16 protein-coding genes are annotated in these 19,068 nt (G+C 62.8%); 11 read left to right on the forward strand and 5 right to left on the reverse strand.

Features of this window, described 5'->3' with window-relative positions:
• Window positions 1–109: 109 nt before the first annotated feature.
• The 4 genes from ACZ1II_RS19090 (at window position 110) to ACZ1II_RS19105 (ending at window position 4,232) form a co-directional block, all read left to right on the forward strand.
• Window positions 110–865, forward strand: a complete 756-nt coding sequence (locus ACZ1II_RS19090) for an SDR family oxidoreductase (RefSeq protein ID WP_465145163.1) — start codon at window positions 110–112, stop codon at window positions 863–865.
• 120 nt (window positions 866–985) lie between these two features.
• Entirely contained in the window at window positions 986–2,233 is a 1,248-nt protein-coding gene (locus tag ACZ1II_RS19095; RefSeq protein ID WP_465145164.1) for a class I SAM-dependent methyltransferase, read from the forward strand.
• 104 nt (window positions 2,234–2,337) lie between these two features.
• On the forward strand, window positions 2,338–3,558 hold the full coding sequence (locus ACZ1II_RS19100) for an argininosuccinate synthase (protein ID WP_465145165.1): 1,221 nt from the start codon (window positions 2,338–2,340) through the stop codon (window positions 3,556–3,558).
• 128 nt (window positions 3,559–3,686) lie between these two features.
• Window positions 3,687–4,232: a septal ring lytic transglycosylase RlpA family protein gene (locus ACZ1II_RS19105; RefSeq protein WP_465145166.1), complete on the forward strand. Its 546-nt coding sequence runs from the start codon at window positions 3,687–3,689 to the stop codon at window positions 4,230–4,232.
• 1,476 nt (window positions 4,233–5,708) lie between these two features.
• Here ACZ1II_RS19105 and ACZ1II_RS19110 read toward each other — a convergent pair.
• Window positions 5,709–7,514, reverse strand: coding sequence for a hypothetical protein (locus ACZ1II_RS19110; protein WP_465145167.1), 1,806 nt, complete (start codon window positions 7,512–7,514; stop codon window positions 5,709–5,711).
• A gap of 98 nt (window positions 7,515–7,612) precedes the next feature.
• On the reverse strand, window positions 7,613–10,519 hold the full coding sequence (gene uvrA / locus ACZ1II_RS19115; RefSeq protein ID WP_465145168.1) for an excinuclease ABC subunit UvrA: 2,907 nt from the start codon (window positions 10,517–10,519) through the stop codon (window positions 7,613–7,615).
• Window positions 10,520–11,023: 504 nt separating this feature from the next.
• On the opposite strand from uvrA, the gene ACZ1II_RS19120 reads away from it, so the two are divergent.
• The gene (locus ACZ1II_RS19120; protein WP_465145169.1) at window positions 11,024–11,425 is read left to right on the forward strand and encodes a UrcA family protein; all 402 of its coding nucleotides are present in this window, start codon (window positions 11,024–11,026) and stop codon (window positions 11,423–11,425) included.
• Between the two features lie 233 nt (window positions 11,426–11,658).
• Window positions 11,659–12,069 (forward strand): hypothetical protein, encoded by a 411-nt coding sequence (locus tag ACZ1II_RS19125; protein WP_465145170.1) that lies wholly within the window; start codon window positions 11,659–11,661, stop codon window positions 12,067–12,069.
• A 239-nt stretch (window positions 12,070–12,308) separates the two neighbouring features.
• On the opposite strand, the gene ACZ1II_RS19130 is transcribed toward ACZ1II_RS19125, so the two are convergent.
• Window positions 12,309–12,779, reverse strand: coding sequence for a hypothetical protein (locus ACZ1II_RS19130; RefSeq protein ID WP_465145171.1), 471 nt, complete (start codon window positions 12,777–12,779; stop codon window positions 12,309–12,311).
• Between the two features lie 276 nt (window positions 12,780–13,055).
• Between ACZ1II_RS19130 and ACZ1II_RS19135 the strand changes: the two genes are divergently transcribed.
• Both ACZ1II_RS19135 and ACZ1II_RS19140 read left to right on the forward strand, forming a co-directional pair.
• Window positions 13,056–13,523, forward strand: coding sequence for a hypothetical protein (locus ACZ1II_RS19135; RefSeq protein WP_465145172.1), 468 nt, complete (start codon window positions 13,056–13,058; stop codon window positions 13,521–13,523).
• A gap of 228 nt (window positions 13,524–13,751) precedes the next feature.
• Complete coding sequence (locus tag ACZ1II_RS19140) at window positions 13,752–15,425, forward strand: M28 family metallopeptidase (RefSeq protein WP_465145173.1); 1,674 nt, start codon at window positions 13,752–13,754, stop codon at window positions 15,423–15,425.
• A gap of 1 nt (window position 15,426) precedes the next feature.
• On the opposite strand, the gene ACZ1II_RS19145 is transcribed toward ACZ1II_RS19140, so the two are convergent.
• Window positions 15,427–16,935, reverse strand: coding sequence for an ABC1 kinase family protein (locus tag ACZ1II_RS19145; RefSeq protein WP_465145174.1), 1,509 nt, complete (start codon window positions 16,933–16,935; stop codon window positions 15,427–15,429).
• Window positions 16,936–17,044: 109 nt separating this feature from the next.
• On the opposite strand from ACZ1II_RS19145, the gene ACZ1II_RS19150 reads away from it, so the two are divergent.
• Window positions 17,045–17,629 carry a septal ring lytic transglycosylase RlpA family protein gene (locus ACZ1II_RS19150; protein WP_334182501.1) on the forward strand — a complete coding sequence of 195 codons (585 nt, stop codon included), beginning with the start codon at window positions 17,045–17,047 and terminating at the stop codon, window positions 17,627–17,629.
• 79 nt (window positions 17,630–17,708) lie between these two features.
• Here ACZ1II_RS19150 and ACZ1II_RS19155 read toward each other — a convergent pair whose 3' ends face one another.
• On the reverse strand, window positions 17,709–18,158 hold the full coding sequence (locus tag ACZ1II_RS19155; protein ID WP_465145175.1) for a globin domain-containing protein: 450 nt from the start codon (window positions 18,156–18,158) through the stop codon (window positions 17,709–17,711).
• Window positions 18,159–18,253: 95 nt separating this feature from the next.
• Between ACZ1II_RS19155 and ACZ1II_RS19160 the strand changes: the two genes are divergently transcribed.
• Both ACZ1II_RS19160 and ACZ1II_RS19165 read left to right on the forward strand, forming a co-directional pair.
• The gene (locus ACZ1II_RS19160) at window positions 18,254–18,673 is read left to right on the forward strand and encodes an Rrf2 family transcriptional regulator (protein WP_465145176.1); all 420 of its coding nucleotides are present in this window, start codon (window positions 18,254–18,256) and stop codon (window positions 18,671–18,673) included.
• Window positions 18,674–18,833: 160 nt separating this feature from the next.
• Complete coding sequence (locus ACZ1II_RS19165; RefSeq protein ID WP_465145177.1) at window positions 18,834–18,992, forward strand: hypothetical protein; 159 nt, start codon at window positions 18,834–18,836, stop codon at window positions 18,990–18,992.
• Window positions 18,993–19,068: the final 76 nt, after the last annotated feature.

A 19,068-nucleotide genomic window follows, 5' to 3' on the forward strand; every position in this document is an offset into this window, starting at 1 on the left:
TCTCGCCACGTCGCCTCTCCTGCCGAACCGGACAGGATGGCCGGGGCGCCGGGAATTTTCTCCCAGGACCGTGTAAACCGTGTCAACCTGCCGCCATGGCAGCCCTGCGATGAGCGAGCGGCCTGCCATGCTGGTGACCGGCGGCGCCAAGCGGATCGGCGCTGCCATAGCCCGCATGTTCGGCGCGGCGGGATGGCACGTCGTCATCCACTACGGCCATTCGCGGGAACAGGCCGAAGCGCTGGCGGCGCAGCTTCCCTCATCCGAGATCGTCGGCTGCGAACTGAACGACTGGAACGCCGGTCCCGCCATGGTCGAAGAGCTTGCCGCCCGCCTGCCGGACTGGCGCGTGCTGGTGAACTGCGCGGGCATGTTCGACCTCGACACCGCCCGGTCGCTCGATCCGCAGACTTTCGAGAAAGCCATGCGCGTCAATGCCGGAACCCCGGCACGGTTGGCCCAGGCCTTCCTCGCCCATGCCCGCGCCAAAGCCGGGCGGCGGGTGATCCACGTCACCGACCAGAAGCTGCTCAATCCGAACCCGGATTTCTTCTCCTACACGATGAGCAAGCATGCCCTCGCCGCGACGATCCCGATGCTGTCGATGGCCCGCGTTCACGAGGACGACCGCATCTACGGCCTCGCCCCCGGCGCGATCCTGGCCAGCCACGACCAGACCGAGGCGGAAACCGAAGTTTCGCACCGCATGAACCTGCTGGGCCGCAAGACCACCCCGGAAGACGTGGCATCCGCCGCCCTGTTCCTCTCGCAAGGCTGGCTGGCCAGCGGCGAGACGCTCTACGTCGATTCCGGCCAACACCTCCTCGCGCAGCCGCGCGACGTTCTCTTTCTCGCACGCCAGTAATTCTGCCCTTTCCTCCCGATGAGCGCTCCTCCCAGACCGTAACGATTACCTCGCCCTCGCTTGCGCTTATGGCAAGCGAACCCTCTTGCACCGGGCCGTAACGCCCTTCACAAATGGTTGATGGCAATGGGAATTCTCGATCACTTCCTGCAACGCGGCGTCCGCCAGGGCGTTCTGGAAGTCGTCCGCCCCGATGGCAGCGTAAAGCGCTTCGGCACCCCCACCCCCGGCTTTCCGGACGTGCGAATCCGCTTCACCGACAAGGCCGGTGAACGGCGCATCCTCACCGATCCTCGCCTCGGCGCAGCGGAAGCCTTCATGGACGGTCAGCTCGTCATCGAGCAGGGCGATATCATGGACATGGTCGAACTGATCCGCGCCAATGCCAAGTGGGACAAGGGCGGCGAGCTTCACGAGCAGACCGCGTTCAAGAAGCTGAAGGGCAAGGTCGTCACGCTGGTCGACGGCATCAACAAGGCGGCGAGCGCCAAGAAGAACATCGCCCACCACTACGATATCGGCAACGAACTCTATAACCTGTTCCTCGATATCGAGCACATGCAGTATTCCTGCGCCTATTGGCCGCAACCGGACATCTCGCTGGAGCAGGCGCAGACTGCCAAGCTCGCGCATATCGCCGCCAAGCTGGCGCTCGAACCGGGCCAGCGCGTGCTTGACATCGGCTGTGGCTGGGGAGGCATGGCGATCTATCTCGCCAAACACGCCGGAGCCTCGGTGCTCGGCATAACTCTTAGCGAGGAACAGCTCGCCCTCGCCCGCGAGCGCGCGGAACAGGCCGGTGTGGCCGACAAGGTGACGTTCGAACTCGTCGACTACCGCGACCTCGCCGCGCGCGGTGCCAAGTTCGACCGCATCGTCTCGGTCGGCATGTTCGAACACGTCGGCCAGGCGCAGTTCGGCCAGTTCTTCAAGGCGGTCGGCAACCTGCTGACCGACGACGGCGTGATGCTGCTGCACACGATCGGCCGCATGGGCGGCCCCGGCTCGACCGACGCCTTCACCCGCAAATACATCTTCCCCGGCGGCTACATCCCCGCCCTCAGCGAGACCGTGGCGGCCAGCGAGAAATTCCGCCTGATCGCCACCGACGTCGAGAACCTGCGCCTCCACTACGCCCTGACCTTGCGCGAATGGTACAAGCGCTGCGTCGCCAACAAGGAAGCCATCGTCAACCTGATGGACGAGCGCTTCTACCGCATGTGGATCTTCTATCTCGCGGGCGCCACCGCCGCCTTCGAAAGCGGCGGCATGTGCAACTACCAGATCCAGTACGCCCGCAGCCGCCACGCCCTGCCGCTCACCCGCGACTACATCGGCATCGCGGAAAAGGCGCTGCTGGCCGAATAGACCCGGCGCTTTCCTTCCCAGCGCTTTCCTTCATTGCACAGGGGGGCGCGTGCTGATAGGCGCGCGTCCCGAATCCCATGCCCTTTCCTGCGGAGCCCGCGCCCATGTCCGACAGCATCAAGAAGGTCGTCCTCGCCTACTCCGGCGGCCTCGACACCAGCGTCATCCTCAAGTGGCTTCAGGTCACCTACAACTGCGAAGTGGTGACCTTCACCGCCGACCTCGGTCAGGGTGAGGAACTCGAACCCGCCCGCGCCAAGGCCAAGCTGATGGGCCTGCCGGACGAGAACATCTACATCGACGACCTGCGCGAGGAATTCGTGCGCGACTTCGTCTTCCCGATGATGCGCGCCAATGCCCGCTATGAAGGCGACTATCTCCTCGGCACCTCGATCGCCCGCCCGCTGATCTCCAAGCGCCTGATCGAGATCGCGCATGAGACCGGCGCCGACGCCGTCGCCCATGGTGCGACCGGCAAGGGCAACGACCAGGTTCGCTTCGAACTCTCGGCCTACGCGCTCGATCCGAACATCAAGGTCATCGCCCCCTGGCGCGAGTGGGACCTGACCAGCCGCACCGCCCTCATCGCCTGGGCCGAGCAGCACCAGATCCCCGTCCCCAAGGACAAGCGCGGCGAAAGCCCGTTCTCGACCGACGCCAACCTCCTCCACACCTCGTCCGAAGGCAAGGTTCTGGAAGATCCGTGGGAAGAGACCCCCGACTACGTCTACTCGCGCACCGTCAACCCGGAAGACGCGCCGGACGCACCGGAATACATCACCATCGACTTCGAGAAGGGTGACGGCGTCGCCCTCAACGGCATCGCCATGTCGCCCGCCTCGCTCCTCACCGCGCTCAACGAACTGGGCCGCAAGCACGGCATCGGCCGTCTCGACTTGGTCGAGAACCGCTTCGTCGGCATGAAGTCGCGCGGCATGTATGAGACGCCGGGCGGCGAGATCTACGCCCGCGCCCATCGCGGCATCGAGCAGATCACGCTCGACCGCGGCGCCGCGCACCTCAAGGACGAGCTGATGCCGAAGTATGCCGAGCTCATCTACAACGGCTTCTGGTTCGCCCCGGAGCGCGAGATGCTGCAGGCCGCCATCGATCACTCGCAGGCCCGCGTCAACGGCACCGTCCGCCTGAAGCTCTACAAGGGCAATGCCTCGGTCGTCGGCCGCAAGTCGGCAGACTCGCTCTACTCCGAACGCCACGTCACTTTCGAGGACGATGCCGGTGCCTACGACCAGAAGGACGCGGCCGGTTTCATCAAGCTGAACGCCCTGCGACTCCGCCTGCTCGCCCAGCGCGACGCCAAGTAAGCGCCCCGGATTCGGCCTCCCGAATCCTTTCAACGTCTTAACGACATCCGGCGGCCCGTTGCCAAAGTGCGACGGGCCGCTTTTGCATGGGTCCCCAGAGCGACGAACTGCCTGTAGGACTCCTCGCCATGACGGGGAAGCACAACCAACCGCATAAAGCCCAGCGACTTGCGCGCATCGGCTTTGCACTTGCCACCGCTGCCATGCTGGTAGCTCCGGCCTCCTCGGCGATCGCTGAGTCGAAGCTGGCGCCCGCGAAGGCCGCCCCGGAAATCACTGGCTCGGCACCCGCCGCGATCATCGCCGCACCCACGGCCACCACGCCCGTCGCCGCCCTGCCGCAATCGCTCGAAGAGCAGACCCAGGAATTCGAGGCCATCAAGGGCGGCACCGCCAGCTTCTACGGCCACTCGCTCCGCGGCGCCCGCACCGCCAGCGGCGAGCGCTTCAACCCGGACGACCTCACCGCCGCCCATCCCTCGCTGCCCTTCGGCACCATGCTGCGCGTCACCAACGCACTGACCGGCGATTCCGTCATGGTCCGCGTCAACGACCGCGGCCCGTTCCACTCCAACCGCGTGATCGACCTCTCCGAGGCCGCCGCGAAGGAAATCGGCATCGCCCGCATGGGCTCCGGCAAAGTCGAACTCGCCGTTCTCACCGAAGACGAGTAAACCGCGCAATTCTCTGAAAAAGAGAAGGCCGACGCGGTAACGGAGGGGGTGGGGGAAGCACCGCGCCGACCTTCACCCATGATAACATCGCACCCCGCATCGGGTTCCCGGCCGAGCTGCAAATCACCGACCCTGCCCCCAGCAGGTTGACACGGTTTACACGGTCCAGAGCGAAAAAACCCGCGCCTCCCGCCCAGCGACTTGAACTCCATCGGAGGCAAGTCCCGGCAAGCCTCCGCCACCACCGCATCGACCTCCCCCTCCGCGCGCCGACGCCAGCCGTCCCAGTCCCGCGCCGCCACCTCCCGCCAGACCGCCACGCGCGCCTCAGGCTCGTCCTCCGGCCCCGCCTCGCCCGCCGCCACGGCCTGCTCCCACTGCCGGTCCGCCTCGTCCTGAAGCAAGGCCCCCGCCGCCTCGGCGTAATCCTCGCGCGCCGGAGGGAGCAGTTCCGCCGAAACCGCCACCAGCTCCACCGGCCCCGCGCCCGCAACCACCGCCAGCACCTCATCGAACCGCTCGGCCAGACCGCCCTCCGCCGCCCGGTCCAGCCGCGCCAGATGCGCCAGCAACAGCCGCGCGTCATACCGCCGCCGCACCGCCACCTGCTCGCCATGGTAAAAGACCGGCTCCTCCACCCCGTCGAGCGCCCGCGTCGCCAGCACTTCCTCGACATGCCGCCGCGCCAGCCCCAACGCCGCCTCCCACCCGAGCGCGAAAGCGGTATCCCGCCGCCGCAACACATAAGCCGACTGCCGCGACATCCCCACCCGCGCCGCCGCCGCCCGCACATCGCCCTTCTCGGCCAGATAATGCAGAAACCGAACCTTCCGCACGGGAGACCAGCGCGAGTCATCCAGGGGTGAAGAAGAAAGAGAAGTGCGAGGGCCATCGCCCTCGCGCTCCCCGGCCCTTTCCGCCGTGCCCCGCCGACCCGGAGCGCCCTCCTTGAGAGCCTCCTCCAGCCCGACATCGCAAGCCGAAGCACCGCCTTCTTCGTCATCCCAGCGAACGCTGGGATCGCCCTCAGCCGAGCGCCCACCCCGCCCGCGCGGAAAGGACTCCCCCGGCAACCCGATATCCCGAGAAGCCGGAATCCACCCCCGCCCGGCAGCCGTGGGATACGAAGAGTTTGAATGGTCGGACATGGTTCACCCCCAGAATTGGAGCCAAAGCCCCGGCGCAACCGCGCCGGGGTGAACCGGATCATTTATCGCATATGGGGATGTGTAGGAAAGTGACCCCATCAGATCAAAAAAAAGGCCCGGAAAACCGGGCCTTTTAGAGGACACAATGACAATCTTAGTCGTCGGTATAGGGCTCGAACTTAAGCCGCGCTTGCCGGACCACATAGCTAATCGCCATTGCTCTTCTCCTCTGATCGATCGCTGGTTAGGATCGTAGATACGAATCCCAGACTTCCTTTGGCATTAATGCAAACGCCTGACAAGCTCCTTACGTTCCCCTCCTGCGCCATCACGCCTTGAGAGACATATCTAAAGTTGCTCGACATTCACGCAAAACGTGCTCCTCTTCAGAGGAACCGCCTCGATCATAGCACCCCAATTTTTCCAAATTTTCAATTGCTAATTTAGCAAAATGACGAGCCTGTTCGTAATTTTTTATAAATATAAAATATCGCCGCAAGGTATTAAGCTTATGATAATCCGCACTTCCGGATTCATCAAATTGCCCAACTTCACTCACCGCACTGTGAATAAAATCATCACTGATACCGTGCTCGGCCAATTGAGAACGAACGCCCCCTAATTCCAAAAATTCGGTAACAAAATATAATACGTTACTGAGCGCCATGATCCTTGAAGATTCATGAGGATGATCGGTCGGAAAGGGAGCATCCGCAACAACGATCTGAGATGCGGAATATGAATAATACGCAGCAAGCAGAACTTCGTTAAGATCGGCACTCGACCAATCACGAGCACGCTCAGTAGGCTGATTTTTGACGCCATCCCAATGCCAGAATCCTAAAATTCTATTAGCAGAGGCGTGAACCCAATGATTTTCCGGCAAATCTAATTCAGAAAAATTATCAATAAGCCCGCGCATTTTTGTTTTAGCAGATTCAAACTCACCCAAATCATATAGTACTCTAGCAAGTCTGTAGGGAATTATGCCTCTATCTGGATAAGAAATTTCTATCGCATCGTATATCATACGAGCATTTATCAAATTAGCATTACCAGAAGACTTCCCTAATCGCCTTCCCAACTCAAATTCGAGCAAAGCCCGCTCCATAGAACAGACGTAGCGAAGTTCTTTTTCAAGATCCGGCTCTACAGATAGCGTATCAATCCATTCCGAAGCAGCTTTTAGTTCCCTTGAAGCCACCCTGATTTGCGCAATATTATTTGTAGTTGAATAAGCCTTCATGCCTGAGTCGAGCAAAGACTCTCGAGACTTACTCAAAAGCATATGCATTCGATCTTTTAGCGCCCCTCTATACTGCGAAAATGGGCGCAACCTTATTTCTGGCTCTTCAGCCAACCTCGATCGATGCACACGTTTAACGCTATCATCTAATTCGTCGATTTGTATTTTGACTTGGTCACCATACTGAGCAAGCCCATCATTCAGAGTCTTCATAACATTCAAATGAGCAAGGCAATTTTCGACCATAGCAGACATAGCACTATCCATGTCTGGATTTATTCTTCTTTTATACTTCAAACGATGGTCAATTTCAGCCCACACATCTTCAAGAGCAGTACGAATTTGTATTTCTATAGGGATATCGAGATATCGACCATTCCACTTTCCGCGCGCCCACAAAACAATGTGTGTCGATGAATAGTTCTCAGGACGCTCAATAATTTCACAGCGAAGTGAATGCCCCCTGTCCTTGAAAATAGCCTGTATCCGATGAGCTAATTTTTGCGCATCACCAACAACATTAACAGAATATATTTTTATCTCTTCAACAGGATTTTCGAGAAAAAGACTACCCTCGTCTTTTCCTGAATTTTCAGATATCCTATCGAGAAGTACAGGAATGATGCCAAGGGCATCCAACCTATACAGCGTCACAATTCGAATACCAACGACATCCCTGATATCGGTGACTCGATACGATCTTCCCTCGACTATTTTTCTATTAATTTTTTCGACAATTTTGAAATCGTCTTTTACTCGCGACTTAACTGCATAAGCCATCTCCGAAATTGAAGGCGCACCCAACTCGAAGATACGAAGTACTTGATCAGCTACCCCTTGGGCGCCACGAAGGCGCTCCATCGCTTGTTGCTCAATAGACTTGCCCACACTGCCCCACCTAGAAAACAATACCCCTTACGAGTAGCTGTCTCTAAGCATCTATGGCAAGAGGGCTAGTGATTAACCTTAGACAGAATATCTGTAAATTACTTCGCCCAGCTGGAAAGCAGCGGCTTCAGATAGTGCCCGGTGAAGGACTTCTTCACCTTCACGATATCCTCCGGCGTACCGGCGGCGATCACCTCGCCGCCGCGCACGCCGCCTTCCGGGCCCATGTCGATGATCCAGTCGGCGGTCTTGATGACATCGAGGTTGTGCTCGATCACCACCACCGAATTGCCTTGTTCGACAAGGCGGTGGAGCACTTCGAGCAGCTTGCGCACGTCCTCGAAGTGGAGGCCGGTGGTCGGCTCGTCCAGCACGTAGAGCGTCTGGCCGGTGGAGCGGCGGGCGAGTTCCTTGGCGAGTTTGACGCGCTGCGCCTCGCCGCCGGACAGCGTGGTCGCCTGCTGGCCGACCTTTACGTAGCCGAGGCCCACTTCGTTCAGCATGTGCATCTTGTCGCGGATCGGCGGCACGGCCTTGAAGAACTCCTCCGCGTCCTCGATCGTCATGTCGAGCACGTCGGCGATGGAGTGGCCCTTGAACTTCACTTCCAGCGTTTCGCGGTTGTAGCGCTTGCCGTGGCATTCCTCGCAGGTGACGTAGACGTCGGGCAGGAAGTGCATCTCGATCTTGATCAGGCCGTCGCCCTGGCACGCCTCGCACCGGCCGCCCTTGACGTTGAAGCTGAAGCGCCCGGCCTTGTAGCCGCGGGCTTCCGATTCCGGCAGGCCCGCGAACCAGTCGCGGATCTGGGTGAAGGCGCCGGTGTAGGTGGCGGGGTTGGAGCGCGGCGTGCGGCCGATGGGGGACTGGTCGATCTCGATCACCTTGTCGCAGTGTTCGAGCCCGGTGATCCGGTCATGCGCCCCGGCGACGACGCGCGCGCCGTTGAGCTGGCGCGCGGCGCCGGCCTGCAAGGTGTCGATAGTGAGCGAGCTTTTGCCCGAGCCGGAGACGCCGGTGACGCAGCAGAAGGTGCCGAGCGGGAACTCGGCCGTCACGTTCTTCAGGTTGTTGGCGCGGGCGTTTTCGACCACGATCTTCTTGCCGTTGCCTTTGCGGCGCGTGGTCGGCACCTCGATCTTGCGCGTGCCGTTGAGGTAGGCGGCGGTGAGGCTCTTCTTGCTCTTGAGCACCTGCTTCAGCGTGCCTTCGGCCACGACTTCGCCGCCGTGGACACCGGCGCCGGGGCCAAGGTCAACAATATGGTCGGCGGTGCGGATCGCGTCCTCGTCATGCTCGACGACGATCACGGTGTTGCCGAGGTCGCGCAGGCGCTTGAGCGTTTCCAGCAGCATGTCGTTGTCGCGCTGGTGGAGGCCGATCGAGGGTTCGTCGAGCACGTAGAGCACGCCCGACAGGCCCGAGCCGATCTGGCTGGCAAGGCGAATGCGCTGGCTTTCGCCGCCTGACAGCGTGCCGCTCGTACGGTCGAGATTGAGGTAATCGAGCCCGACGTTGTTGAGGAAGCCGAGGCGCTCGTTGATTTCCTTGAGGATGGCCTTGGCAATCTGCTGCTGCTGGCTGGTGAGCTTCTCCTCCAGCGCGCCGAACCACGCGAAGCCGTCCGCCACTGAAAGGCGCGCGGCATCGGCAATGTCGCTGCCCGCGATCTTCACCGAAAGCGCTTCGGGCTTGAGGCGCTTGCCCTCGCAGGTTTCGCAGGGCTGTGCGGTCTGGAACTTGGACAGTTCCTCGCGCATCCAGGCAGAGTCGGTCTGGATCATGCGGCGGTTGAGGTTGCCGATCACGCCCTCGAACGGCTTGTTGACCGTGTATTCCTTCTTGCCGTCCTTGAACGTCAGCGGCACGGCCTTGCCGCCGGTGCCGTAGAGGATGACGATCTTCAGCTCGGTCTGCAGCGCGTCCCACGGCGTGGTGAGGTCGAACCCGAAGTGCTCGGCCAGGCTGGAGAGCACCTGCATGTAATAAGGCGAAGGCGGGTTCGACTTGGCCCAGGGCACGATGGCGCCCTGCTTGAGGCTGAGATGCTCGTTCGGGACCACCAGCTGCGGGTCGAACAGCAGCTTCTCGCCCAGACCGTCGCAGGCCGGGCAGGCGCCTTGCGGGGCGTTGAACGAGAACAGGCGCGGCTCGATCTCCTCGATGGTGAAGCCGCTGACCGGGCAGGCGAACTTTTCCGAGAAGACGATGCGGTTCGGCGGCAGGCCGGTGCCCTTGAGGTTCTTCTTGCCCTTCCCTTCCGCCTCACGACCGGGAACGACGCCATCCGCAAGGTCGATATAGGCCAGCCCCTCGGCCAGTTTCAGCGCCTGTTCGAAGCTGTCGGCAAGGCGGGTCTGGATGCCGTCCTTCACCGCGATGCGGTCCACCACGACTTCGATGTCGTGCTTGTACTTCTTGTCGAGCGCCGGGGCGTCCTCGATGGCGTAGAGTTCGCCGTCGATGCGCACGCGGGTGTAGCCCGCCTTCTGCCACTCGGCCAGTTCCTTGCGATATTCGCCCTTGCGGCCGCGCACGACCGGCGCCAGCAGATAGGCGCGGGTGCCTTCGGGCAGTTCCATCACCCGGTCGACCATGTTGGACACCGTCTGCGCCTCGATCGGCAGGCCGGTGGCGGGCGAATAGGGAATGCCCACGCGCGCCCAGAGCAGGCGCATGTAGTCCCAGATCTCCGTCACCGTCGCCACCGTGGAGCGCGGGTTGCGGCTCGTGGTCTTCTGCTCGATCGAGATCGCGGGGCTGAGGCCGTCGATATGCTCGACGTCTGGCTTCTGCATCATCTCCAGGAACTGGCGCGCATAGGCGGAGAGGCTCTCCACATAGCGGCGCTGGCCCTCCGCATAGATCGTGTCGAACGCGAGGCTGGATTTCCCCGAGCCCGACAGGCCGGTGATGACGATCAGCTTCTCACGCGGGAGTTCGATGTCGAAACCCTTGAGGTTGTGCTCACGGGCGCCGCGGACGGTGATGTGGGAGAGACTCATGGAGGTGACGTGTTCCAGATTTGTTCGCAAAGCGCAAGCGGCGGCGACCGGTGTGGGCGACGGGGGTGTTGGCCGCTTAGAAAGTCAGGCGCCCATGTGGTGCCGAAGTCCGCAATTGCAACGTCGGCACTTCCCGTCCGCCGCTCCCCATGTCGTCCGTCGTTCGAACACTGTCGTTCGACGATCCGGAGGCAAGGATGACTTGAACCCGGCACGGTTCTGCGCAATAGAGAAACTGCCCGGAAATAATACCGACTCACCTTTTGCCGAATGCCGATCTTACAAATACAAGTAATGATCTAGACATTTCTCGAAAGCCAAGGCGTGATCGCGGGGGCACTTCAAAAGTCTATACATGATCGTGAAGTCGTAATGGAACCCCGCAGCGCTCGCGTTGCTTGGGATAGACTTCCTTCATCCAGAGCGGTCGCTTAGCAGTTCGTTTGCCACGAGCCGTGGGGGTTCGTGCCGGGAGAGCTGCGCTCTTGCAACGGGAGAATGCAGATGACCAGGATTCACACCACTTTCGCCGCCTTCGGCATGATCGCCATGGCTGCTGCCGGACTTTCCGGCCCGGCCCTTGCCGATGTCGTCGTGAAGGACGGCTCGCTTCGGGACGTTCCCCATCGCGAAGTCCGCTATGGCGACCTCAATCTGGACAGCCAGGAGGGTCTCGACACGTTGAACATGCGGCTGGAAGTCGCCATTCGCGCGGTCTGCCCGATGAACAGCAACCATCTCGACGAGATGGCCTGGACCCGCGACTGCCGCGACGATTCCCGCGAACGCGCCTTCGCCGCCCGTGACGACATGCTCGCGACCCGGCTGGCGGCAAAGGCCAACCCCGATCGGCTGGCCGTCGCAGAGCCTACTTCGCTGGCTATCGTCGCCCGCCGCGGCAAGTAACCGCCTGCCCCCGGAAAGGCCGCCGCTCCCCGCACGGGATCGGCGGCCTTTTCGCGGCGACTGCCGACAGGGTTCCCGCGTTCGCCTCAAGCGCCGCGCGGCTCGTCGTGCGGACAAACGGCCCGTCGCATCCGCAATTGCTTCCGCCCCGCGGCTTCGTCAGGAAATCGAGAAGGCCATCAGGCCAGAATCCTTCAGGGCCAAAATTCTTCAGGGACGGAAAGACGAGACTTATGAAAGCTGGGCGCATCCTGCTCGCCTTGGGCACTCTGGCGCTGTCCGCGCAGGCCTTCTCCGGCACGGCGCGGGCCGACGATCCGAACGACCGCATGACGCCCGAGGACATCGCCCGCGACGCCGCGATCATCCGCAAGCTCAACCGCGACCAGCTCGATTACGTGCGCAAACGCGACGCGCAGTACGCCTCGGGCTGGAAGGCCTATCGCGACAGCGACGGCGGGGCGCGCGATGCGGACGAGGACTACGCCGAAACCGACGATCGCGACTACCAGACCAGCAGGCGCGAATATGCCGGACAGTCGCGCGCCTATGCCCAGGCCCGCCGCGACTACGAGGCCGACCTCGCCCAATGGCGCCGCGACGTCGCCGCCTGCCGCGCGGGAGACTATTCGCGCTGCGAGTGAGGTGTCGGCTTGGGAATGCGATCGAGGCGGAGCGGGCGCGGCGCCCGCTCCGCCTTTTTCATGTCGGCGGGGTTTGCGATTGGGCGTGCGGCGAGATGAGCGCTTTCCAGATCGTTTTGACAAAAAGCTGCCTGACGGCAGGCACCCCAAGTCGGCCAGTCAACTCGGGAGAAATGAGCGGCCGCTTTCAAGCCGTCCCAGCTTCGAGCGCTATGGCATCAATATCGGGGTGAGCGGACCTAAGCAAATCCGTTGCATTCGGCACGTTCGATCTGCTTTGAGCGCGGATCGAAGATAATTTCAACCTGCATGCAGCCGCCGTCTAAGATAATCGGCAGCTCGCGATAATCATCAAACCAACGAGCCTCATCGGCGGCACCAAACCTCGCCGCAGTGGCCGCGTCCTGCTGCTTACTTTCGGCTATTTCTTCCTCGGTACAAGGCCGGCTCGTAAGGTCTTCAAGCATTACTTCGCAGCCGAAACCTTCGCTATCATTCCACGTTGGCTCGGGAGGAATGACAAAGACCGCGACAACCTTCCCGTCCGGTCTCAAAGCATAATTCCGCGAATATTGATCGATGGAACTTGCTCCCACGGGCAATTTCACGCTGCTCTCAATCTTTACCATTAGAGCCTGCTGTTCGGATACCGGCACTGTAGTGGCACCTGTTAATGCGATAAATAGCATTGAAGCGACAATGAGTTTCATCCTGCGAGTTTGCAGCCAATAGTGGCTGTCCGCAATGTCGGCGTACCGGAAAGGCTGCTTTTGAACCGAAATCTCGCATTGCAGATCTTCGTTCCTGATTGCGGCAATGACAACTAACCACCCCTTTCGCCTCCTCACGACGCTGTGGGCCGCATTCCATAGCTGCCTGTCGGTGCCACTGGTAGCGAAGAAGAGCGGCCTGACGGGACACGCCCCCTTGCAGCCTCTCATTCTTTCATGGATCACTCCTGTAAGCAGACATGAGGGCGGTAAGGCATGCGGTTTGTTTCCCGCGCTACGATACTTGGTGTTTTGATCTTAGGGTTGGCAGGCTGTTCCCAAGGGAAGCATCCTTTCCGCATGGTTCAGTTTTGTCTCGCTGGTCCACAAGAAATTCCGGCTTTTACCAGTTTCATGAATGAAATCGCGCAATCATATCGAATGAAGTTTTTTGATCGAAGCGGCCAAACGCATGATGAATTAAAAAATCTCGCATCAGATAATAAAAACGTGCCCGTAAATGACCGCGCTGTGAATATTGGAGCGGAGAGAGGAAGTGCATTTAGCTTTGGTGCTGGAAATCTGGGCCTGCCTACAGATCAAATCGCGATAGGATTTAACGGTGACGACCTGCATGAAGCGAAGGCTTTTGCAGATGCTACCGTGGAAAAACTATCCGCGAGATGGCACGTCCATGAAGTTCCACAAGAGCGCGGTGCCTTGCCGCTTTCTCACTGCGACTAGCTGAAGGTCGGTTTTACTGGTGGAGATGCCGAAAAACAGACCATCGCAAAACCACCCCAAGTCGTCGTCCCCGCGTAGGCGGGGACCCCGCTTTTTTCTTCAGGCGTGAGGTCGTGCCTCCAGATAGCGGGGCCCCCGCCTTCGCGGGGGCGACGGCTAGGTAGGGAGAGAAGCCCCCGAACCACGACTCTATTGCCTCCCCTGCCCTGCGGCCTAAAAGCGCTGGTCATGAAGACAAAGCTCCTCCTCGCGCCTGTCGCCGCGCTGCTCGCACCCACCATGCTTTTGGGCGTTTCTCACTCTGCCGTCGCGAGGGAGGCCATCGATGCCGACCGCATGGTCGCCGATGTGAAGACGCTCTCGTCCGACACGTTCGAGGGCCGCGCGCCGGGCACCGTGGGTGAGGAGCGCACCATCGGCTATCTGATCGCACGCTTCCAGGACATCGGCCTCCAGCCTGCCGGGCCGGACGGCCAGTGGGTGCAGAAAGTGCCGCTGCTGCACACCAAGCTGGGCGCGCCGAAGACGCTCGCGTTTGCGGGGCCCAAGGGGGCAATGCCGGTGACGGTCGGCAAGGACGTCTATGTCTCGACATTACGCGACACGGCGCGCATCGCGGGCGCCCCGGTGGTCTTCGTCGGTTACGGGGTGAATGCGCCGGAACGCGGCTGGGACGACTTCAAGGGCATGGATCTCAAGGGCAAGGTCGTCGTCTTCCTCATCAACGACCCGGACTTCTACGCAAAGAAGGGCGAGCCTGCCGCGGGCAAGTTCGGCGGCCGGACGATGACCTACTATGGCCGCTGGACCTACAAGTTCGAGGAAGCCGCGCGGCAGGGCGCGGTGGGCGCGCTGATCGTGCATGACACGGCGGGCGCGGGTTACGGCTGGAACGTCGTCACCAGTCCGGGCGGCGAGAACTACGATATCGTGCGCGAGGCCGACAAGCTCACCAGTCTGGCGCTGCAGGGCTGGCTCTCCGCCGATGCCTCTACCCGGCTGTTCGCCTCGGCCGGGCTGGACCTTGCCAAGCTCTCGGTCGCCGCGCGCCGGACGGACTTCAAGCCGGTGGAACTGAAGGGCGTGACGTTCGATGCCGAAGTTCCGGTGAACCACGAGGAAGTCATGAGCCACAACGTGCTGGCGCAGATTCCCGGCACCACCCGCAAGGACGAAGTGGTGATGTTCGGCGCCCACTGGGACGCCTATGGCAAGGGCGCGCCCGACGCGCAGGGCCGCATCTACCGCGCGGGCGCCAATGACGACGGTATCGGCATCGCCGGCATTCTCGACATCGCCCGCGTCATGAAGAGCGAGCCGGCGCCGCAGCGCACGGTCGTCTTCGCGGCCTGGACGGCGGAAGAGCGCGGGCTGCTCGGTTCGGAATTCTACGCCGCCAACCCGGTGTTCCCGATGGAGAAGACGGTCGCCAACCTCACCATCGACGTGCTCCAGACCGCCGGTGCCGCGAACGACGTGACGGTGATCGGCAAGGGGCAGGACACGCTGGAGGACGACATGGCGCGCGTCGCCGCGACGCAGGGCCGCCGCGTGACGGCCGAGAGCCTGCCCGAGCGCGGGCTGTTCTACCGCGCCGACCACTTCTCCTTCGCCAAGCGCGGCGTGCCGGTGATGCTGATGATGGGCCTTGCCGGGGCGGCCGACCTGAAGGAAGGCGGCGTCAAGGCGGGGCAGGCGTGGATCGATGCCTATACCGGCCAGTGCTACCATCAGGCCTGCGACGCCTGGTCGCCCGACTGGAAGATGGAAGGCGCGGTACAGGACGTCGAGCTGATCCGCACCATCGGCGAGGAACTCGCAGGTTCCGCCAAGTGGCCGCAGTGGAAGCCCGGCTCGGAGTTCAAGGCCGCGCGCGACAAGTCGGACGCGGTGCGCAACTAACTCAGGTCCAGTGAATGAGCAGGTCGGCGGCGGCGTGGAGCACCACGGCGCCGCCGATCAGCCATCCGGCCCCTTTCACCGCCCGCGCGGTGCTGTCATCACGGGCGGGCACTGGTTGCGCTTCCATCCGCGCCGAGGCCGCCCGCAGGAAACGCGGCGCCTCTTCCGCCACGCGCGAGAGTTCGAGCAGCGCCGTCTCCAGCTTGTCCGGCGCGGCTAGCCGCTGCAGCCGCGAGGCGACCAGCTTGCCGCGCATCCGCCCGAGCGCATCCGACAAGTCGAAGTCCGGGGCGATGCCGGAAAGCACGCCGTCCATCGTCACCATCGCCTTGAAGATCAGCACGAGATCGGGCGGCAGCACCAGCCCCTCCTGCCGCAGCAGCGGGAAGAAATCCGCGACCATCGCGTTCAGCACCAGCGATCCGGTGCCGTGCCGCGCGACGAGGCGTTCGGAAGCGCTGAGCAGCTTTTCACGCGGGACCTCACCGCTTTGCGACCATGCCGCCAGCATGTCCGCCACGCCGCCGGGGTCGCCGCTGCGCAAGGCGAGGATGAAGGTCAGGAACTCGTGCTGGCGGCGCGGGCTGACGAAGCCGACCGAGCCGAGATCGAGGAGAGCCAAACCATCGCCGGGCAGGCAGAGCAGGTTGCCGGGATGCGGATCGGCGTGGAAGCGGCCGTTGACGAGCACCATCTCCAGCACCAGTTCCGCGCCGAGCGAGGCGATGCGCGAAGGGTCGATGCCCGCCGCCCTGAGCGCCTCGGGATCGCGCGGAGGGATGCCCTCCACATAGTCCATGACCAGCACTTGCTCGCCGGTCCATTCCCAGTGGATGCGCGGCACCGTGACCCGCTCCAGCGCGGCGAGATCGGCGCGCAGCAGGTCGGCATTGCGGCCCTCATTGGTGAAATCGAGTTCGTCGAGAATCTCGCGCCCGAGTTGCTCGATCATCGCGGCGGGCTTCATCCGCCGCACGACCGGGCTGCGCGCCTCGGCCAGCGCGGCGAGGTGGCGCATGAGCCTGAGGTCCGCCTCCATCCGCGCGCGAATGCCGGGGCGGCGGATTTTCACCACGACCTCGGTGCCGTCCTGCAAGCGCGCGCGGTGGACTTGCGCGATCGAGGCGGCGGCCAGCGGCTCCGTATCGAAATGCGCGAAGACGCTTTCCGGAGGCCCGCCGAGCGCAGCTTCCACTTCGCCGCGGAGGTCCTCGAAGGGAATGCGCGGGGCATCGCTCTGAAGCTGCTCGAACGCGGCGATCCACGGGTCGGTCAGCAGGTCGCGCCGGGTGGCGAGAATCTGGCCGAGCTTCACATACGTCGGCCCGAGCGCTTCCAGCGCCCGCCGCGTGCGACTGGGCAGATCGCGCGGTTCGGCGCCCTCCTCGGCCTCGCCTTCGCCCAGCCCCAGGCGCACCGCCAGCGAGTCCAGCCCGAACCGGGCGATCACCGCCGAGACTTCGGCCATCCGCCCCCGGTCGCGCGTGGCCACGGCTATCGACTTGAACATGCATGACTCCTTCGACCCTGCACAACCTGCCCCGGCACTGCGCGGTTCCCCCCAAAAGGGATAGGCACCGGCATGGACAGCCTGCCATCCCCAAGGCTAGGACCCGCGCATGAGCGGCAGTTTAACGGGGGCGTTCAGGCCCGCATTCGCAATCGTCCTCTGCGCGGCACTCGCGGCCTGCGGCGGCGGCACGAAGTTCCGGCCCGTCAGCGACACTCCGGTCCGCGTCGGCGCGCCCTACAAGGTGCGCGGCACGACCTACACGCCCGCCAGCCAGCCGGGCTACGACGTGCTGGGCTATGCGACGTGGTACGGGGGCGAATCCGGCAACCAGGTCGCCAACGGCGAGCGCTTCCGCCCGAGCTGGCTGACCGCCGCGCACAAGACCCTGCCGCTGCCGAGCTATGTCGAAGTCACTTCGCTCGATACCGGCCGCCGCATCCTGGTGCGCATCAACGATCGCGGACCGTTCGGGGAAAGCGCGCGGATCATCGACCTCTCGCGCGGCGCCGCGGAAGCGCTGGGCGTGCGCGGCAAGGGCAAGGCGGCGGTGCGGGTGCGCGTGGTCGAGCCTGCCGAAAAGGACCGCGCCGCCTTGCGCAAGGGCAAGGCGGCGAAGGAACTGGCGCCGGTATCGGGCGCGACTTTGGCGAACCTCCAGTCTCAGTTCGAGACCGGCGTGGGGACGCGGTAGTTCTTCAGGCATTCTTGTGTAAGCCGGGGGTGCCCCTCCACCACCCTTCGGGTGGTCCCCCTCCCCCGGCGGGGGAGGATCAGGCGGCTTCGAGGTCGGCGTAAGCTTCGGCTTCCTTGCCGATCAGGATATCGGCGAGGAACCAGTAGGCCTCGCCCCAGGCGGCGAGCACTTCGTCGGTGGCCGCCTCGCCCAGCACGTCGCGGATCGCTGGGAGCAGGGCTTCGGCCACCAGCGGATAGTGCTCGGCCTTCACGCCGGTATCGACATGGCGCTGCACCATCCGCGCCACCGCGCCGGTGAGGTTCTGGAGCTTGTCCACGTTCTGCGCATAGCCGAGGATCGCGGCGGCGAGACGGCGCGGCTGCTCGCCCGAATCCTGCGCGGCCTGATCGAACATCGCGCGCACCTCCTCGTTGCGAAACAGGCGTTCGTACATGCGCGTGGTGATCTCCACCCCGTGCTGCTGGAGCGCGGGTGCAGTCGCCTTGATGATGGCGACGGTCTGTTCGCTGAGCGGAGCGGCCATTTCGATTCGTCCTCTTAAAAGATGCAAACTGGATGCATCTATACGCCGATCCAAAAAGATGTAAATGTAGTGCATCATTTTTCGGAGAAGCCGCCTTGCGCCTCACCGCGCACACCGACTACGCCCTGCGCATCCTGCTCCACGCCGCCGTCGAACCCGAGCGGCTGTTCTCGATCGCGCAAGTGGCGGAGGCCCATGCGATCTCGCGCAACCATGCGATGAAAGTGGTGAACCTGCTCGGCAATGCGGGCCTGCTGGAGACGGTGCGCGGGCGGAACGGCGGCTTCCGCCTCGGCCGCCCGGCCAGCGCGATCACGCTGGGCGAAGTCGTGCGGCTGACGGAGCCGAACATGAGCCCCGCCGATTGCGGCAACTGCCTGCTTCAAGGCGCCTGCGGGCTGACCGCGCTGCTGCGCAAGGCGATGGGCGCGTTTCTGTCGGAACTGGACGCGCATACTTTGGCCGATGCGGCGATGGGGACCCGACTGCCCTTCCCGCTCGGCTTGCCAGCCTGACACGCACATCGGTGTAGGCCCCATAGTCTCCCGTCTCAGTCGTCGCCCCCGCCTTCGCGGGGGCGACGAAGCGGTATGTATCGATAGGAGGAAAACGACCTGCCTCTCCGGGAACTTTTCCCTCGCGGCCGCGTTTCTCCTCCAAAGAGGAGAGCCTGAAATGAACATCGGAGCCGAAATTCCGTTTCGCCGCAGCCGTTTCGCGCGCAAAACGGGATCGCTGATCCTGGACCGCAAGCGCGAGGAACATCGCCGCGACCATGAGGACGGCACCGATCCCATGCTCGTATGGACCAACGGTCGCTTTCGCACCGGCTGACCCGCACCAGCCAAAAAGCCTCCCTTCCCTGTCGGCCGAATCCCCTGTTGGACCGACCGGACGGCGTGCCGGAGCG

This window comes from Novosphingobium sp. BL-S-20 (assembly GCF_055521635.1).

Bases quoted from the DNA above. Each gene is read 5' to 3' on its own strand.
- ACZ1II_RS19090 (WP_465145163.1), top strand. From the start codon at position 110: ATGAGCGAGCGGCCTGCCATGCTGGTGACCGGCGGCGCCAAGCGGATC.
- ACZ1II_RS19095 (WP_465145164.1), top strand. From the start codon at position 986: ATGGCAATGGGAATTCTCGATCACTTCCTGCAACGCGGCGTCCGCCAG.
- ACZ1II_RS19100 (WP_465145165.1), top strand. From the start codon at position 2,338: ATGTCCGACAGCATCAAGAAGGTCGTCCTCGCCTACTCCGGCGGCCTC.
- ACZ1II_RS19105 (WP_465145166.1), top strand. From the start codon at position 3,687: ATGACGGGGAAGCACAACCAACCGCATAAAGCCCAGCGACTTGCGCGC.
- uvrA (WP_465145168.1), bottom strand. From the start codon at position 10,519: ATGAGTCTCTCCCACATCACCGTCCGCGGCGCCCGTGAGCACAACCTC.
- ACZ1II_RS19120 (WP_465145169.1), top strand. From the start codon at position 11,024: ATGACCAGGATTCACACCACTTTCGCCGCCTTCGGCATGATCGCCATG.
- ACZ1II_RS19125 (WP_465145170.1), top strand. From the start codon at position 11,659: ATGAAAGCTGGGCGCATCCTGCTCGCCTTGGGCACTCTGGCGCTGTCC.
- ACZ1II_RS19130 (WP_465145171.1), bottom strand. From the start codon at position 12,779: ATGAAACTCATTGTCGCTTCAATGCTATTTATCGCATTAACAGGTGCC.
- ACZ1II_RS19135 (WP_465145172.1), top strand. From the start codon at position 13,056: ATGCGGTTTGTTTCCCGCGCTACGATACTTGGTGTTTTGATCTTAGGG.
- ACZ1II_RS19140 (WP_465145173.1), top strand. From the start codon at position 13,752: ATGAAGACAAAGCTCCTCCTCGCGCCTGTCGCCGCGCTGCTCGCACCC.
- ACZ1II_RS19145 (WP_465145174.1), bottom strand. From the start codon at position 16,935: ATGTTCAAGTCGATAGCCGTGGCCACGCGCGACCGGGGGCGGATGGCC.
- ACZ1II_RS19150 (WP_334182501.1), top strand. From the start codon at position 17,045: ATGAGCGGCAGTTTAACGGGGGCGTTCAGGCCCGCATTCGCAATCGTC.
- ACZ1II_RS19155 (WP_465145175.1), bottom strand. From the start codon at position 18,158: ATGGCCGCTCCGCTCAGCGAACAGACCGTCGCCATCATCAAGGCGACT.
- ACZ1II_RS19165 (WP_465145177.1), top strand. From the start codon at position 18,834: ATGAACATCGGAGCCGAAATTCCGTTTCGCCGCAGCCGTTTCGCGCGC.